We start from the raw sequence: 16,775 nt of genomic DNA, 5'->3' as shown, positions 1-16,775 counted from the left end.
TGCCGTGACGGATTACGGTTTATACAAGCCTAAATCTTGCAAATGTAATCTAAGAATACGTCGCAGTTCCAATACAGCTTCTGGCGTTTCCTGAATGGAATGTCCGCCTTTAATAATTTTTTCTGAAACAGCGCCATCTAAGTGGGCACTGTTGTAATGCACCACATCGTCATTCATTAACAGATGCTCAGTGCTGTCGGTATTATTGCCAATAATACTGTGATATTTAAATCCTTTGACAGGCAAAATATCTTCAGTTAATTCCGTAAATTTGGAATTTTTACTTAAATCACTCGGTCCATTTTGAATGACGCCATGCCCAATTTCTTTGGTTAGATTTTTTAAATCGACTTCATGTTGCTGCAAGGTATCCGCAAACGCGCTTAAAAATGCAGTCGGTAAGCGAATGACTTTACGTGCTGCAAGGGTGAACCAGCGGTCTGCAAACTCTGTACCTTTATGCGGTGCAGCCAAGAATATTGCACGGTTAAAATTGGTGATGGGTTTAAGGCGCAAACGTGCTTGCAACAAAGGATCAGATTTAAAGCGTTCCAGACGTCGGTTTTTAAGCATTTGCATGGCAGGTTGAGTTAAATCAGTATCGCTGACCAACAAACGTGCCAAAATACCACCCATGCTGTGTCCAATTACTACAGCATCTTTTTTGGCTGCAGCAGAAGGACTGACCTGTTTAAAGCCTTGTTGAAGCAAGGCATAAATTTGGAAACGGCTTTCTAAAATTGGCATATTGGTCGAGTAAAACACTTGCCAGACTTGAAAGTTTTCCCGCAATACAGGATCGCCCATAATATCGTTGGTTAAGCGAATCCACGCTTCGGGGCTACTGGCCAAACCATGAATGAGGACAATGACTTTTTTATTCGGATTATACGGCTCAAGTAAGTACAAATGCGGCATACTGAGTCGTTCTTCACGATCAATTAAGGATAAATAAGCCGATTTACCTAAATTATTTTGCGCTAACCACAAGCCATAAGGTGCAGAAAAGTTAGCTGCAAGCGGGTAGTTCTTTTGTGCAATTTGGGCAGATTCATATTTATACGGATCATAAGCCTTGAGCTTAAAATGCGGCCGATTCAAAATATCTTCAATGGAATTGGCGCTATGTGGTTCTGCAGTGATTGTCGCGGCTAAATAGCGAGCTTGGTGAATATTTGGATTTTTTCCTGCAGGATAATCATATTTTAGCGGATCAATAATATATTTGCTTTTGCTCAGATCATCGTTTGGATTTTCAGGCAATACCACCAGAAATTCAGACCCAAAACCATCACGGCGCGTGACCGAGCGCAAACCCGAAAAGTTCAGGTTATAGGTTGACATCAACTGCTGAATTTTTTGTTGTTTCAGCTGCGGGTAGTACTCAAAATCAATGTCATAAATGCTGTTGCCAACACGAATTTGTTGTTGCAATTCATCGTGTTTATAGCGCAGCGCATAGCTGCTGACCAATTTGGCAATCGCCTGATTATAAAAATCCCGAATTTGGACTTGTCTGTTATCAAAAAGACGGTCTTGCGGCGCACGTTTGGTTTTAAACATGTAGGCGTAACTATAACGAATACTTTGATCGAGCATGTGCAATTGCTGATCTAAACATTGTTCATAATTGGCCTGATGAATTTTTTGTTGTTCTTCCGATCTTTTACTGTTCAGAATACTGATTTTACAGGACGATGAATTTTCCAGTTCAATCGCTTTCGCTAAATATAATTCACTGGCGGTTGAGAGCAGTTGTTCATCCTGAATTTGTGGGATTTGCTTGAGTGCACTCACACATTCTTCAGGTTTTTCGGCACAAATATTGGCTTCACGTCCTGTCATCGACAAGACATTTAAACTGGCTTCACTCAGTTTTTTGCGCGATAAAATACTATCACGTTCATTGGCAATACTAACTTTTAACGCCTGATTTTTAACACTGACCACCTGACAACCAGACAGCAGTGTTGTACTGAGCAATGCAGCAATCACAATTTTATTCATGGAAAGTCTGGCTTAATTTTTAAGATTTTTTTCCATCATACGTTTTTTTAAAGCTTTTTCAATTGCGTAGAAAGCAAAATAGACCGTCGAAACGGTCTATTTTTAGGTATTTTTGTATCGATTTTTTATTAAGTGCGTGGTGCGATCACTTGCCACACATTCCAGCGACCTTGCTTTTCAATTTCAGCAATCAAACGGTCAGCCACTTCGGCTTCTTGCGGGTATTTGATTTTATAGTTTTTCAAAGTTTGTACTGCATTTTTCTTTTGTTCCATGGCAATATAATTGTTTGCCGCAGACAAATAAGCTTCCTGCACACCTGCTTTCATGGCTTTGTCTAAATAAGGAATGGCTTCACGATGACCGCCACCTTCAGACAGACCGAAACCAAACCAGAAATTCGCTTCGGCATCTTCCTGATTAATTTTTAAGATACGCTGCGCATAGTTAAGTGAGCGTGTGGTGTAAACAGAGCCTAAGTCTAGATTACGTGCCATAACACTGGCTTTAAATGCACGCATCAAAATATCAAAAGAGGCATTTTCATTGGCTGCCAAAGTGTCTAATTGTTGTGTCACTTCTTTGAGCTTTGCCTCGAAACCACGACGTTCCTGACGTTCGCTAAAACGTGGTGGATAGTGACGTGCTTTGCCTTCGACCAATTGTAAGAAGTCATCAATTTCGGTGATGTCAATTTCGTTTTCACCTGCCAAAACTGCAAACTTCAAGCTACGGGCATTGTTATTGACCGTAGGTACAATCAATTTGTTTTGATCTAAGGTAATGCTTTTGCTTGGATCATTTGGGTTAGTAACCACCATTTTAGTCACAGGCTGTGCTGCTGCTTTTTGTAGGTTAATTTCAAATGGTGGTGGGGCATCATAATTAAATGGATTTAAGGCATAGAATGGTGCACTTAATTCAGGTTCGGTAAATACGATAGGTGGTTTTACTTCTTGTTTTGGTGGTGCAACACAGGCGCTAACGAGCGTTGCGGCTAGAATACTGAGTGCCAAAGGCTTAAGGGTCATGGTGTTCTTCCGTTCAATTTATTTTAAAAGTGAGAGGTGATTGTGTCGGATTAAAATATTGCATGTCGGTCAGTCTAAGAAATCTGTTCCGAACATGCAATACAATTGAGGGGGCTTAGTTACACAGTGATACGAAGTTTTTTTAAGTATGTAGGATTGATCAAATAAACAGCCCTATTTACTTTGTGCTTCACACTCACGTCTAACATCTTCAATTATTTTTAATTCTTCTGCACTATAAGGTTGTTCATTTTGCTGTGGGTTTTTAAAGCTTGGGTCAAGTAAAGAGAGACGCTGACATAATAAATTCATACGTTTTTCATTTTGTTCCAAGCGATCTAGTAATACTCGCATGCCGTCCAATACTGGGTCAGATTGGTCCTGCGTTGCTGCATAAGGTTGGAAACCAATACTGGCAGCATAATCACGACGACGTGCTTCCTGATCATCGGCAGGTTTATTTTTCATAATAAAGCGCGCAGGGTTACCCACAGCAGTTGCGCCTTCAGGTACTTCTTTGGTCACAACCGCATTAGAGCCAACTTTGGCATTTTTATGTACGGTGAATGGGCCTAGAATTTTCGCGCCTGCACCGACTACTACGCCATCTTCCAAAGTTGGATGACGTTTGCCTTTATTCCACGTTGTGCCGCCTAAAGTCACGCCATGATATAAGGTGACATCATCACCAATTTCAGCAGTTTCACCAATTACCACGCCCATGCCATGGTCAATAAAAAAGCGACGACCAATTTTTGCACCGGGATGAATTTCAATTCCTGTAGCAAAACGGCTAAATGACGAGAGTAGACGTGCCGACCCCTTGCAGTCTTTGTTCCATAATTCATGCGCCACACGATGCATAATTAAAGCGTGAATTCCTGGATAAGTGGTTAAGACTTCAAGTGTATTTCGAGCAGCAGGATCGCGCGCGAAGACAGCTTGAATGTCTTCTTTGAGCTGTTTAAGCATTAGTTTGATCCTCGTCCTGTGTTGATGTAGATTTTTTCCATGAACCGTTATTCATTGCTTGTACGCGGCTAAAAATACCGCGAAGTAAATGGTATTCCATACGATCTAATTGTATACGTCCGAAAAGCCGACGCAAGCGCAAAGGCAATAATCGTGGATTTTTTGGATCCATAAATTCAATTTCTGCCAGCATTTTTTCTAAATGTGGATAGAACTGTTGCATTTGTTCATGGTTGACCAAAGGTTCATCCCATTGCATCGCTTCAGAATCTGTCACTTGCATCGTCGCTGCAGGATCGGCAATTTTTCCGACAATATCGATGGCAGCCATACGCATTTCATAGCAAATCACTTGAATGGCTTGAGCAACATTGAGCACACCATATTCTTCATTGACAGGAATCGTCACGTGATAATTCGCCAAAGCCAGCTCTTCATTGGTTAAACCACGATCTTCACGTCCAAAAATAATGGCAACATTTTGCCCATGCTGTGCCACAGCATTTAACGACTTTTCTGCCGCAGGGCGTGCATCTAAGAGTGGCCAAGGAATAGTACGACTACGTGCACTGGTGCCAAAGACCAAATGGCAGTCGGCAATTGCATCTTCGAGCTGTTCAACCACTTCAATCTGTTCAATTAAATCGGTTGCACCTGCCGCCAAAGCATCAATATCTGGATGCGGATAGGTTTTTGGATCAACCAAAACCAATTTACATAGCCCCATGGTTTTCATGGCGCGTAAGGCGCTACCGATGTTGGCAGGCAGGGTGGTATTCACCATGACAATACGCACGTGGGAGAGGTGTGCGGCAACAGCTGCATTGTCGGTTTGACTCATAACAAATCCAGATGGGTTAAATTTTTAATTAAGAATATTGATCAACTTCGGTATGGTATAAATCCATAGCATCATCCATGCTCATATCAGCAGGTGGTGGAGCAATCGATGCAGGTTTCGCCACATCGACAGCTTTCGCGGCTTTGGATTTCACTTGATATTCGATATGCAGGCTTTCTTTACCAAAATAGTCACGCAATTTGACCAAGGCTTCATCTAAGGGTGCGATTTTCCACTGAATGCCCAAATGTAATTCTGCAGTGGCATAAGCATAGTCAAGGTGCAATAAAACAGGAATATGCGTGCATAAATCCACATTACAATAAGGCAGCAACATATTTTGTAAGTCTTGACTCAAGGTCTTGCTTAAATGTTCTGCATGCAAGTGAATTTGAATACTATTGGCGCGTTTTTGACGAATTTCATTCAAGCTAAACGCTTTGGTTAAGCGTCCCATTGGGCGGTCAAAACCTTCACGTTCGTAAATTTCGCCTTCAATCACCACCACTTTTTCAGTTTGTACAATATCTTTAAAGCGTTGGAAGCGCTCATGGTTGGCAGATACTTCAATACGTGCCGTACCATCATCTAAAGTGACCACCATCCGATTTGGGAAGTTGGCGACATCCACCACCAAGCCTGCAAAGACGGTGGTCACGCCACGACGGGTTGGCGTCAGTTCATTAATTTTACTTGGAATAAAGGCTTTTAATTCATTGCGATAGACATCAATCGGGTGACCAGTGAGGTAAAGTCCAAGTGTGTCTTTTTCACCTTTAAGTCGGACTTCATCTGACCATGGTTTTACAGGTTTGGCAGGCTTACGTTGTACTTCTTCAACTTCACCAAATAAATCCATGATGCCTGTTTCACGGTTGGAACGTGCTTGTTCCGCCGCTTGTACCGCTTCTGGCAATTGTGCCATTAAACTTGAGCGTTCGATGCCTAAACAGTCTAATGCACCCGCACGAATTAAGGCTTCAAGGGTTCGTCTGTTGATTTTTTTCAAATCAATACGATGACAGAAGTCAAATAAATCGCGGTATGGACCTTCTTTTTGGCGAGAATCAATCACCGATTGCATGGCTTGTTCGCCCACGCCTTTAATTGCGCCAAGTCCGTAGACAATGGTGCGTTCATCGCTGGCGTGGAAATGATACAAAGACATATTTACCGAAGGTGGTAAAACTTCCAGACCATTGTGGCGACAGTCATCAATCAGGAACACCACGTTATCGGTGTTTTGCATTTCCGACGACATTACCGCAGCCAAGAATTCGGCAGGGTAATGTGCTTTCAGCCATGCCGTCTGATAGGCAACGAGGGCATAAGCAGCCGCGTGGGATTTGTTAAAACCGTAGCCTGCGAACTTTTCCATATAGTCGAAAATATGGTTGGCTGTGGCGGCATCAATGTCTTTTTTCGCAGCACCTTCAATAAAGATTTGGCGCTGTTTCACCATTTCTTCAGGTTTTTTCTTACCCATAGCACGACGTAGTAAGTCCGCACCACCGAGGGTATAGCCTGCACAATACTGTGCCGCCTGCATTACCTGTTCCTGATAAACCATAATGCCGTAGGTTGGTTCAAGCACACCTTCTAGCAAAGGATGCAGATACTCAAACTCGCCACCGTGCATACGGTGAATAAAGTCTGGAATGAGATCCATCGGGCCAGGACGATACAAGGACACGAAGGCAATAATTTCCTCAAATTTGCTTGGGCGTGCTTCTTTCAGCATCTTTTTCATGCCCACGGATTCAAACTGGAATACCGCTGTGGTGTTGGCATTGGCAAAGACTAAATAGGCGTCTTTATCGTCCAATGGAATATGGGCAATATCTAGCGGTGTATCGGCTTGGATGCGTTTATTGATATTTTGTACTGCATCTTCAATAACCGTCAGGTTACGTAAACCCAAGAAGTCAAATTTGACCAAACCTGCCGATTCAACATCGTCTTTATCGTATTGTGCAACACGGGCGGTTCCATCAGCATCGCACATAACCGCAGAAAAGTCGGTGATTTTGGTTGGTGCAATGACCACACCACCTGCGTGTTTGCCTGTGTTGCGGGTAATGCCTTCAAGTTTTAAAGCCATTTCCCAAATTTCTGAAGCATCGTCATAGTCTGGGTTAGATGGATTGGTCACCACATCTTTCAGCTGTGGTTCGGCTTCAATTGATTCTTCCAAACTAAGCCCTAAAGGTTTAGTTGGAATCAATTTAGAAATACGGTCTGCCAAACCATAAGACTTGCCCAAAACCCGTGCGACATCTCGAATCGCACCTTTGGCGGCCATAGTACCGAAAGTGGCAATTTGTGATACCGCATCACGTCCATAGGTGCGTGCCACATAATCAATGACTTTATCGCGTCCTGCAATACAGAAATCGACGTCAAAGTCGGGCATGGATACACGTTCTGGGTTTAAGAAACGTTCAAAGAGTAGTTCATAACGCAATGGGTCTAAGTCGGTAATTTTTAAGCTATAAGCGACCAATGAGCCTGCGCCTGAACCACGACCCGGCCCAACAGGTACGCCATTATTTTTAGACCATTGAATAAAGTCCATGACGATGAGGAAGTAACCCGGGAAGCCCATCGAGTTAATAATATTAATTTCGTATTCAATTCGTTCATCATAAGGTTTGCGAATTTCTGCCCAGTCTTCATCGCGCTGTGTGACAGGATAGAGCACATTTAGACGTTCTTCTAAACCTTGTTTGGATAGGTGCGCGAAGTAGGTATCAATGGTGTGTCCGTCTGGAATTGGATAATCTGGAAGGAAATATTTACCCAATTGCAGCGTGACGTTACAGCGTTTGGCAATGTGATAGCTGTTTTCAATAGCACTTGGAATGTCGGAAAATAATTCCGTCATTTCTGCAGTAGTTTTAAAATATTGCTCAGGACTATACGTTTTAGGACGACGGTTATCCCCTAAAACATAACCATCGGCAATACAAACTCGCGCTTCGTGCGCTTCATAATCTTCACGGCGGACAAAGTGCACATCATTATGTGCCACCACGCCAATATTATATTTTTTAGCTAATTTAACCGCTTCGGCAATAAAAGCATCTTCATCGGGACGATCTGTACGGGTCAGCGCCAAATAGACCCGATTACCAAATTTTTCGATCCATTCTTCTAGCAACGGTTCGGCTTTTTGTGGATTGGACGTGATCAGCATTTTGCCGACATCACTTTGAATGCCGAGTAACAGAATCAGATCATTGGCTTGTTCTAAAATCCATGCTTTATTGACGCAAGGGATATTGAGTTGCTGACCTTCAATATAGCCACGCGACACCAGTTCGGTCAGATTGCGCCAGCCGTGATTGTTCATCGACAATAGCGTCACACGATGATCGGCATCATTTAAACGCAGCACTGAACCTAAAATCGGTTTGATGCCTTGCCCCAAACATTTGCCATAAAACTTTACGGCAGCGTGCAGGTTAGAGAGATCGGTCAATGCCAAAGCAGGCATTTCTTCATTGACTGCAGCTTTAATCAAGTCAGGTACGCGTACAATCGACTCGGTAATCGAAAATTCTGTATGTATACCTAAATGAACAAAGCGCATGAATCAGTCCCTTAAAAAATCACGGGTTAGTTTAGCATGCTCTGCTCAAGACAAAACATGCTGCAAAGTTTTTCCTACGGTTTTCGATGATCTTGACCGTATATCAAAATTTCAGTTTTTTGGATGTTGATATGGCGTGAATCACGTATGCATGGAGAAGGAGTGTGGTTTTAACCCCTTACACACTCATACGAGTAGCAAGGAGTTAAATGGTGAATCTATTTCTGATGTGTAGATGAAAGATTTATCTGAGTTTAGATAACCAATCGCCTAAACTTTGCACCAATTGCACTAAAATTAATAAGACCACCACGGTTAGCATCACGACACTACTATCAAAGCGTTGATAACCATAAGAAATAGCAAGGTCACCAATGCCGCCTGCACCGACTGCACCTGCCATCGCAGTTGCGCCAATTAAGCTAATGGTGGCTGTAGTTAGGTTCAAAATGAGTGAGCTGCGTGCTTCAGGTAAAATAAATTTGAAGATAATTTGTAATGGTGTAGCACCCATTGCCTGTGCAGATTCGACAATCCCTTCATTGACTTCAAGTAGTGAAGTTTCTACCAAACGACCAATATACGGGCCGACATAAATGGTCAGCGGTACAATGGCTGCCCAAGTTCCGATGGATGTACCCACTAACAATTTAGTCAGCGGAATCACCGCAATCAATAAAATAATAAAGGGTAGGGAGCGCAGTGCGTTTACAATCGGGTTAAGCCCGTGATAAATCACACGGTTTGGCAAAATACCTGTCGGACGAGTCACTACAAGGGTAATGCCCTGAATAAAGCCCCAGATACAACCAAACAACATGGCAAAGAACACCATGTGAAAGGTTTCTTGTAAGGCCGTAACAAATTGGTCAATAGATAAAGAGCTTTTCCAGAAAGGCGCAGTTACTGAGGTCAGCCACTGTACAATTAAATCTCTCATGCTTGTACTCCTGACTGTTCAACTTCAACACCATTGGCTTGCAGAAATTCAAGTGCTTGTTGAATGACGCTTGCATCACCGAGCAATTGTATAAACATTTGCCCAATCACAGCGCCATCAATTTCGGTCATATTGGCAAATAAAATATTCAGGCTGATATCAAACTGTTTAATGACGGCTTGAATTACGGTTTCCTGAGCTGATTTACCTAAAAATTTCAGACAATAAATGCTGTGCTGATTTTGATTTTCCAGATTATTCAAAATATTGATAGGCAATTGTTGCTGCAACACAGTTTGAATGAAGCTTTTAGTGGTCGGGTGTTGCGGCTGACTAAAAATTTCCAAGGTTGAACCTGTTTCAATCACTTTGCCTTGTTCCATCACTGCAACATAATCACAAACCGATTCAATCACATCCATTTCATGCGTCACCATTACAATGGTAATGCCTTGTTCACGGTTAATTTTTTTCAGTAATTCCAGTACAGATTTGGTAGTCTGCGGATCAAGTGCCGAAGTCGCTTCATCGCAGAGTAAAATTTTAGGATGATTGGCTAGCGCACGCGCAATACCGACACGTTGCTTTTGTCCGCCTGAAAGTTCATCAGGATAGGCATCTTTTTTATGTTTTAAATCAATAAACTCAAGTAATTCATTTAAACGTTTTTCACGTTTGGCTTTGTTCCAGCCTAACAGTTTCATCGGCATTTCAATATTGGCAGCCACAGTTTTGGTCTGCAATAAATTGAAGTGCTGAAAAATCATTCCAATATGGGCACGTTCTTGACGCAATTCACGGGCATTGAGTGCAGTAAAATCTTTTTGATGAATGATGACTTGCCCAGCATTTGGACGCTCCAACAAATTGATCAAGCGGATTAACGTACTTTTACCTGCACCACTATAGCCAATAATGCCAAAAATACTGCCTGTTGGAATTTGTAGATTAATTTGATCCAACGCACGCAGTGTTTGACCTTTGAGCTGATAGTGCTTTGAAATGTTTTTAAATTCAATCATATCGTCAAGAAATGTCCATAAATGAAAAAACAGGCAAAGTTCGCTTTGCCTGTTTTGTTTAACGCATTATATTACTATTTTGCTGCTTCAGTGAAATAGCTGACAGGTTTATTTACCGCAACTTTTGTTCCGCCAAAGTGCTGATCAATATATTGCTTCACCGCTTCGGTATGATACAACGCACCTACTTTTTGCAAGATTGGGTCATTTTGACGATCTGCAGCAGTCGCGAGAATATTGACATTCATTTTTGTGCTTTGGTCAATTGGTTCGTAATAAATTGAATCTTTCAGTACGTTCAAACCACCTTCCATTGCAAGGGTGTTGCCCAAGACAATTGCATCGACTTCATCTTTTACACGTACAGCCGTTGCCATTTGAATTGGTTTGATTTGAATTTGCTTAGCATTTTCTACGATGTCTGCAGGCGTGCCTTGAACATTGTCAAAACCATCTTTCAGTTTAACCAAACCAGCCGATTGAAGTAATAACAGTGCACGTGATTCATTGGCACCATCATTTGGAATAGCAATGGTTGCACCTGTTTTGAACTCATCCAACTTTTTCACTTTGCTTGAGTAAATACCCATTGGCTCTAAGTAAGTTGTTGCGACCGGTGCAATTTGATCTTTATTGTTGGCATTAAATGCCACCATATAGGCATAAGATTGGAATGCGTTAAGATCAATTTCTTTATTTGCTACCGCCGTGTTCATTGACACGTAATCGGTGAAGTTTTTCACTTCAAGTTGAATACCTGCTGCTTTGGTTTCAGGTAAGTCGGCAATAAAACGCCAAATATCTGCATCTGAACCAGTCGATGCCATAGTGACAGTGTGTAGAGCAGAAGAATCTTTTTGTGCCGCGTCAGTCGCAGGCGCTTCTTGTTTGCCACAGCCAGCCAAGCCAACTGAAAGACCAAGTACAAGACCAAGGAGCTTTTTCATGAATATATCCCGAGCAAGTTTAAGCAGTGCCTAAAGTTGCCAATGATTGAGAAGAATCAAATCAGCACGATGGATGGAATCGCATGATGATGATTTTGTATGTTTCTCAAATATGTTGTAGGTATTGTTTGAGTACTGAAAAAGTCAGCCCACAGCTCAATCAATAATTTTGAGATGGATGGGCAATTCACTTTTTCAAAAGATGCACCATCATAACAATAAAAAATAATTCTATATAGTGCTGTGTATGTTATGCATATCACTGTTTTTACAACAGAAAGCGAATAAGTCAAAATAAGTTCTTATAAATAAATATATTCTGTAAAGATTAAGGATTTGAACAAGTGTTTAAATATTTAGGTGCTTTAAAATTTATTCTGCAATCGATAGTAAAAAACGAGATATGAAATTGTCGGTATGAAATCGGCTTAGTTACAAGAATCAGAACATGGCTGTAAATACATAAAAGAAGTTATGAATGATTTTTCCAACGATAATATATCGCCCATATATAAGGCAAACAGAGTAACAATGAACCTATCCCTATAAAAACATAAGCCAAATATATTAATCCTGCAAAAATAAAAAGTATTTGCAATGTAAACTCAACGAATATTGAAATTAAAAATTCTTTGAAGCTTTTTATTTTTTGCATGTTTATTGATCTAAAGTATTTTATAAACGTAGATTACCACAATGTACATGAGTTACAACCTGATAAACAAAAAGCTCGTACAGTGACGAGCTTTTTGATGGGCTTAAATTTTTAGACTAAACTAAAAACATTAAGCATTTTCACGCGCAACGGCACGATAGCCAATATCTTTACGATATTGCACACCATCAAAGGTAACTTTTTCGCACAGTTCAAGGGCTTTAGCTTGCGCTTCGCCAATGGTATTACCGAGCGCAGTTACACACAGTACACGACCACCATTGGTCACAATCTCACCATCGGCATTGCTTGCTGTACCTGCGTGGAATACTTTCGCATCTGCCATTTGTGTTTCTAAACCAGAAATCACATCACCTTTGCCTGAAGTTTCAGGGTAACCCGCAGTCGCCAATACAATCCCGACAGTTTTGCGTTCATCCCAGTCTGCTTCGGCAGGTAAGTTGCCAGCAATACCTGCTTCAACCAAATCTACCAAAGATGACTTTAAGCGCATCATAATTGGTTGTGTTTCTGGGTCACCAAAACGGCAGTTAAACTCGATCACTTTTGGTTGACCTTTGTCGTCAATCATTAAGCCTGCGTATAAGAAACCTGTATAAACATGACCGTCTTTTTTCATACCTTCAACAGTAGGACGCATCACTTCATTCATGGTTTTTTCAAATACGTCTGCAGTCACGACAGGGGCAGGAGAGTATGCACCCATACCACCAGTATTTGGACCTTGGTCGCCTTCAAAAATACGCTTGTGGTCTTGTGAAGTTGCCATAGGAAGGATGTTGTCGCCATCAATCATACAAATGAAAGAAGCTTCTTCACCTGCAAGGAATTCTTCAATGACTACACGTGAACCTGCATCACCAAATTTGTTGCCTGCTAGCATGTCATCAATTGCATCAAATGCTTCTTGATTGGTCATCGCCACGATCACGCCTTTACCTGCAGCAAGACCGTCCGCCTTGATCACGATTGGAGCACCATTTTTTTCAACAAATGCTTTTGCCGCATCAACTTCGGTGAATACGTCATAGAATGCAGTTGGAATGTTGTGACGTTTTAAAAAGTGCTTGGCAAAGGCTTTAGAACCTTCAAGCTGTGCAGCAAACTGGGTTGGGCCCCAAATTTTTAAACCCGCTTCACGGCAGGCATCTACTACACCATTGACCAGTGGTGCTTCAGGGCCAACAATGATTAAATCAACAGCATTATTTTTGGCAAAGTCGATGATTGCAGGGTTATTTTGAATATCTAACGCTACATTCTCGCATTTGTTTTCTGTTGCCGTACCTGCATTACCCGGTGCAACGAAGACTTTAGCGACTTTGTCATCTTGTGCGATTTTCCATGCCAACGCATGTTCACGACCGCCGCTACCTAAAACTAAAATATTCATCTAAAAATCCCTCAAAGAATAAAATCCCCCTAGCGAAGCTATGCTTTTCACCCTTGAAAAGGAAGGAGATTGTGCATAAAAACACAGTTCCCTTACGTGAAAAGTCCCCCTTTTATAAAAAAGGGGGATTTCGGAGGATTATTAAATACGACTTCTAATTAATGAGTTTAATTAGTGACGGAAATGACGCATGCCAGTGAAGACCATTGCAATACCAGCTTCATCTGCTGCTGCAATCGTTTCTTCATCACGCATAGAACCACCCGGTTGAATAATGCATTTGATACCAGCTTTAGCTGCGTTATCAATACCATCACGGAATGGGAAGAATGCGTCAGATGCCATTACTGCACCTTCAACCACTAAACCTGCATGTTCTGCTTTAATGGCAGCAATACGAGCAGAGTTTACACGGCTCATTTGACCTGCACCAACACCAATGGTCTGACGGTTTTTTGCATAAACAATTGCGTTCGATTTTACGTATTTCGCAACTTTCCAAGCAAAGATCATGTCGTCAATTTCTTGTTCAGTTGGTGCACGTTTGGTCACAACTTTTAAGTCATCTTTAGTGATCATGCCCAAGTCTTGATCTTGAACCAATAAACCGCCGTTGACACGTTTGTAATCCATTTGTGGAGCGCGTGCATCAATCGCAGGAAGTTCGCCACATACCAGTACACGTACGTTTTTCTTCGCGCCAGTCACTTCAAGTACGCCATCAGCAATGCTTGGTGCAATGATCACTTCAACGAATTGACGGTCTACAATCGCTTGTGCAGTGGCAACGTCTAACTCACGGTTAAACGCAATGATGCCACCAAATGCAGATTCAGGGTCAGTTGCATAAGCAAGGTCATAAGCCGCTTGAATACCGTCTAAAGATACAGCAACACCACATGGGTTCGCGTGTTTTACGATCACACAAGCAGGTTTTGCAAATGATTTCACACATTCAAGTGCGGCATCAGTATCTGCAATGTTGTTATAAGATAATTCTTTACCTTGAAGCTGTTTCGCTGTAGAAACAGAAGCTTCAGTTGCAGCAGGGTCTACATAGAACGCTGCAGATTGATGCGGGTTTTCGCCGTAACGTAAATCTTGCGCTTTGTTCAATTGTGTATTGAATGTACGTGCAAATTGGTCAGCAGTACCTTCTTCTTTACCTACACGTGCACCTAAGTAAGAGGCGATCATGCCGTCATATTGTGCAGTGTGTTCAAATGCTTTCACTGCCAAATCAAAACGAGTTTCGTAAGACAATGCACCGTTGCTTTTCATTTCTGCAATAACAGTCGCATAGTCAGAAGCATTTACTACAATACCTACAGAAGCATGGTTTTTCGCTGCAGCGCGAACCATAGTAGGGCCACCAATGTCGATGTTCTCAATCGCATCTGCAAGTGAACAATTTGGTTTTGCAACAGTCGCAGCAAATGGATAAAGGTTAACAACAACCAAGTCGATGGCATCAATATTGTGTTCTGCCATGACTGCTTCGTCTAGACCACGACGAGCCAAGATACCGCCATGAATTTTTGGGTGTAACGTTTTTACACGACCATCCATCATTTCAGGGAAACCAGTATGCTCTGATACTTCTACGACAGCAATATTGTTGTCTTTAAGCAACTTATAAGTACCGCCAGTAGATAAAATTTCTACCCCAAGAGCAGCAAGGTCTTGTGCAAATTCAACAATACCTGTTTTGTCAGAAACAGAGATTAAAGCGCGTTTAATAGTCATGATCTTCGTCACAGTTTTCAATTACAGATTAAAACAAACTAGCAAAATGCAGGTAAAAAAAATGCCTGCGGAGGTCGCAAGCATTTTATCACTTATTCACTCATTAAACCGTGAGCTTTTAACTTTTTACGTAAAGTACCACGGTTTAGTCCAAGAATTTCAGCAGCGCGTGTTTGGTTACCGCGAGTGTATTCAAGAACAACAGATAAAAGAGGTTTCTCCATTTCTGCTAACACCATGTCATACACTTGTGAAGGTTGTTCACCTTGTAGTTGTGCAAAATAATGGCGAACTGCGCGATCTACGTGAATACGTAAAGCAACATCAGATTGTGCAGTAAAAATAGGAGATTTGCTATTCATGCGAATTAATCCGAAAATCAGATATCACTGGGATAAAGTGATATATCAATGTGGTCTATAAATTAAATGAACTCCGTTTTAGATCCTAAAACGGGAAGTTCTAAAACTGGAACATTTAGCTTGCCACAACTCTAGGCATTGGTCGAAATTTAAGCGTAACAATACATTAATAATTGTTACAGACCAAAATCAAAACAAAAAATCTACTCTGTACGCGATATATAAAAATAAAGCGCATTAGACAGATCTATATTTGTTGTGAATCTTGCGAGGAGTTTGCAGCACAAAGCTTTCGTGGCGCGTATGATACCATTGTATGAGAAAAAGTGAGCAAGAAAACTGCAATTTTTTTAATTTTTTTCGCTATTTTTTCACTATTTTTTTGTGAATTAAGGCTTGATAATTTCTAAAGTATAGGCATCGAAGTCGTTTCGTGATATTGGAACTAAAATGTCAAACTTAAATGGACTGTTTTTAGGAATACGTTGAATGCTCGAAAGACTTTCGACCAAATACTCCTGTGGGGAATAGATGTAAGTCGATAATGTTTGTTGTTTTTCTTTTAAAGTGACTTTGATATTAGGCAAAGCCAAGCTTTTATCATAGTAATTGATCAGCTCACCCGTAAATTGTGTATTCATACGATCTACACGTTTAACCTTCACGCGATTTGCTGAAATTAAGCTATAGCGTTCTTCTAAACTGCTACAGTTAAAAAATTGACAGACTTGGGTAAACACAGAATTCAGTGCAGGGCTGCTGTTTAAAAACTTTGGGTTAAACCACAAAATTTGGAAGATCAACAAGCCAATCAATAAAAGATTAATAATTCCCCAAAGTAAGTAGTAACCATTGCCATGCTTTTTTTCACTTTCAAGATCAGGCGCAGACAACTTCATGGCAGGAATGTTGCCAATCGGTTCAGTACTGAAATAATTGAGGTTATTCAGATAGGTTTTCAGATCAATATTGGAATGTTCAACTTTACGCTGAAAAATATCTAAAATATGTTGCGGTTGCGCAAGTTCAGCAGTTGCCTGCATAAAACTGCGGTTTTGAATGTGATGTAATTGTGATGTGACTGAGTTTTTATTTTGAGGAAAGGCAAATACCAAATGCGAAAGAGCATTAAAGGTATTGTCGCATTTAGGACAACAAACCATCCCTTGCGCAACGGTCAGCTGCGCAACGGATACTTTATAAACAGTTTGGCATTCAGGGCACTTGGTTTGCTTGTCACTCATAA

Annotated in this window: 12 protein-coding genes; all 12 read right to left on the bottom strand. The window is 41.3% G+C overall.

Features of this window, described 5'->3' with window-relative positions; genetic code table 11:
• Positions 1–12: 12 nt before the first annotated feature.
• The 12 genes from FTV28_RS04680 to FTV28_RS04625 all read right to left on the bottom strand — a co-directional run bounded on the left by FTV28_RS04680 (position 13) and on the right by FTV28_RS04625 (position 16,773).
• Positions 13–2,007 (bottom strand): triacylglycerol lipase, encoded by a 1,995-nt coding sequence (locus tag FTV28_RS04680; protein WP_004973116.1) that lies wholly within the window; start codon positions 2,005–2,007, stop codon positions 13–15.
• 128 nt (positions 2,008–2,135) lie between these two features.
• Positions 2,136–3,038, bottom strand: coding sequence for an ABUW_2363 family tetratricopeptide repeat lipoprotein (locus tag FTV28_RS04675; protein ID WP_004973117.1), 903 nt, complete (start codon positions 3,036–3,038; stop codon positions 2,136–2,138).
• Positions 3,039–3,212: 174 nt separating this feature from the next.
• A complete protein-coding gene (gene cysE, locus FTV28_RS04670; protein ID WP_004973118.1) occupies positions 3,213–4,010 on the bottom strand; it encodes a serine O-acetyltransferase in 798 nt (265 codons plus the stop codon).
• Positions 4,003–4,851, bottom strand: a complete 849-nt coding sequence (locus FTV28_RS04665) for an RNA methyltransferase (protein WP_004973119.1) — start codon at positions 4,849–4,851, stop codon at positions 4,003–4,005. Before FTV28_RS04665 ends, cysE begins: the two co-directional genes overlap by 8 nt.
• A 28-nt stretch (positions 4,852–4,879) precedes the next feature.
• The gene (gene dnaE / locus FTV28_RS04660; RefSeq protein ID WP_179989555.1) at positions 4,880–8,443 is read right to left on the bottom strand and encodes a DNA polymerase III subunit alpha; all 3,564 of its coding nucleotides are present in this window, start codon (positions 8,441–8,443) and stop codon (positions 4,880–4,882) included.
• 244 nt (positions 8,444–8,687) lie between these two features.
• A complete protein-coding gene (locus FTV28_RS04655) occupies positions 8,688–9,383 on the bottom strand; it encodes a methionine ABC transporter permease (protein WP_004973122.1) in 696 nt (231 codons plus the stop codon).
• Positions 9,380–10,405 (bottom strand): methionine ABC transporter ATP-binding protein, encoded by a 1,026-nt coding sequence (locus FTV28_RS04650; RefSeq protein WP_179989553.1) that lies wholly within the window; start codon positions 10,403–10,405, stop codon positions 9,380–9,382. The genes FTV28_RS04655 and FTV28_RS04650 overlap by 4 nt, the downstream gene beginning before the upstream one ends.
• Before the next feature lie 74 nt (positions 10,406–10,479).
• Entirely contained in the window at positions 10,480–11,352 is an 873-nt protein-coding gene (locus FTV28_RS04645; RefSeq protein ID WP_096900915.1) for a MetQ/NlpA family ABC transporter substrate-binding protein, read from the bottom strand.
• Positions 11,353–12,137: 785 nt separating this feature from the next.
• A complete protein-coding gene (gene purD / locus FTV28_RS04640; protein WP_179989552.1) occupies positions 12,138–13,421 on the bottom strand; it encodes a phosphoribosylamine--glycine ligase in 1,284 nt (427 codons plus the stop codon).
• Positions 13,422–13,592: 171 nt separating this feature from the next.
• A complete protein-coding gene (purH, locus tag FTV28_RS04635; RefSeq protein WP_004973127.1) occupies positions 13,593–15,167 on the bottom strand; it encodes a bifunctional phosphoribosylaminoimidazolecarboxamide formyltransferase/IMP cyclohydrolase in 1,575 nt (524 codons plus the stop codon).
• A 92-nt stretch (positions 15,168–15,259) separates the two neighbouring features.
• Entirely contained in the window at positions 15,260–15,529 is a 270-nt protein-coding gene (gene fis, locus FTV28_RS04630) for a DNA-binding transcriptional regulator Fis (RefSeq protein WP_001086304.1), read from the bottom strand.
• A 389-nt stretch (positions 15,530–15,918) separates the two neighbouring features.
• On the bottom strand, positions 15,919–16,773 hold the full coding sequence (locus FTV28_RS04625) for a DUF3426 domain-containing protein (RefSeq protein WP_004973129.1): 855 nt from the start codon (positions 16,771–16,773) through the stop codon (positions 15,919–15,921).
• Positions 16,774–16,775 lie beyond the last annotated feature (2 nt).

The sequence above is a fragment of the Acinetobacter sp. YH12252 genome (genome assembly GCF_013417365.1).
GTDB classification, from domain to species: Bacteria; Pseudomonadota; Gammaproteobacteria; order Pseudomonadales; family Moraxellaceae; genus Acinetobacter; species Acinetobacter towneri.
This window is presented reverse-complemented; position numbering and strand designations above follow the sequence as displayed.

Coding starts and splice junctions, on each gene's coding strand:
- FTV28_RS04650 (WP_179989553.1), bottom strand. CDS start 10,405: ATGATTGAATTTAAAAACATTTCAAAGCACTATCAGCTCAAAGGTCAA.
- purD (WP_179989552.1), bottom strand. CDS start 13,421: ATGAATATTTTAGTTTTAGGTAGCGGCGGTCGTGAACATGCGTTGGCA.
- FTV28_RS04625 (WP_004973129.1), bottom strand. CDS start 16,773: ATGAGTGACAAGCAAACCAAGTGCCCTGAATGCCAAACTGTTTATAAA.
- FTV28_RS04665 (WP_004973119.1), bottom strand. CDS start 4,851: ATGAGTCAAACCGACAATGCAGCTGTTGCCGCACACCTCTCCCACGTG.
- FTV28_RS04675 (WP_004973117.1), bottom strand. CDS start 3,038: ATGACCCTTAAGCCTTTGGCACTCAGTATTCTAGCCGCAACGCTCGTT.
- purH (WP_004973127.1), bottom strand. CDS start 15,167: ATGACTATTAAACGCGCTTTAATCTCTGTTTCTGACAAAACAGGTATT.
- dnaE (WP_179989555.1), bottom strand. CDS start 8,443: ATGCGCTTTGTTCATTTAGGTATACATACAGAATTTTCGATTACCGAG.
- cysE (WP_004973118.1), bottom strand. CDS start 4,010: ATGCTTAAACAGCTCAAAGAAGACATTCAAGCTGTCTTCGCGCGCGAT.
- FTV28_RS04655 (WP_004973122.1), bottom strand. CDS start 9,383: ATGAGAGATTTAATTGTACAGTGGCTGACCTCAGTAACTGCGCCTTTC.
- FTV28_RS04680 (WP_004973116.1), bottom strand. CDS start 2,007: ATGAATAAAATTGTGATTGCTGCATTGCTCAGTACAACACTGCTGTCT.
- fis (WP_001086304.1), bottom strand. CDS start 15,529: ATGAATAGCAAATCTCCTATTTTTACTGCACAATCTGATGTTGCTTTA.
- FTV28_RS04645 (WP_096900915.1), bottom strand. CDS start 11,352: ATGAAAAAGCTCCTTGGTCTTGTACTTGGTCTTTCAGTTGGCTTGGCT.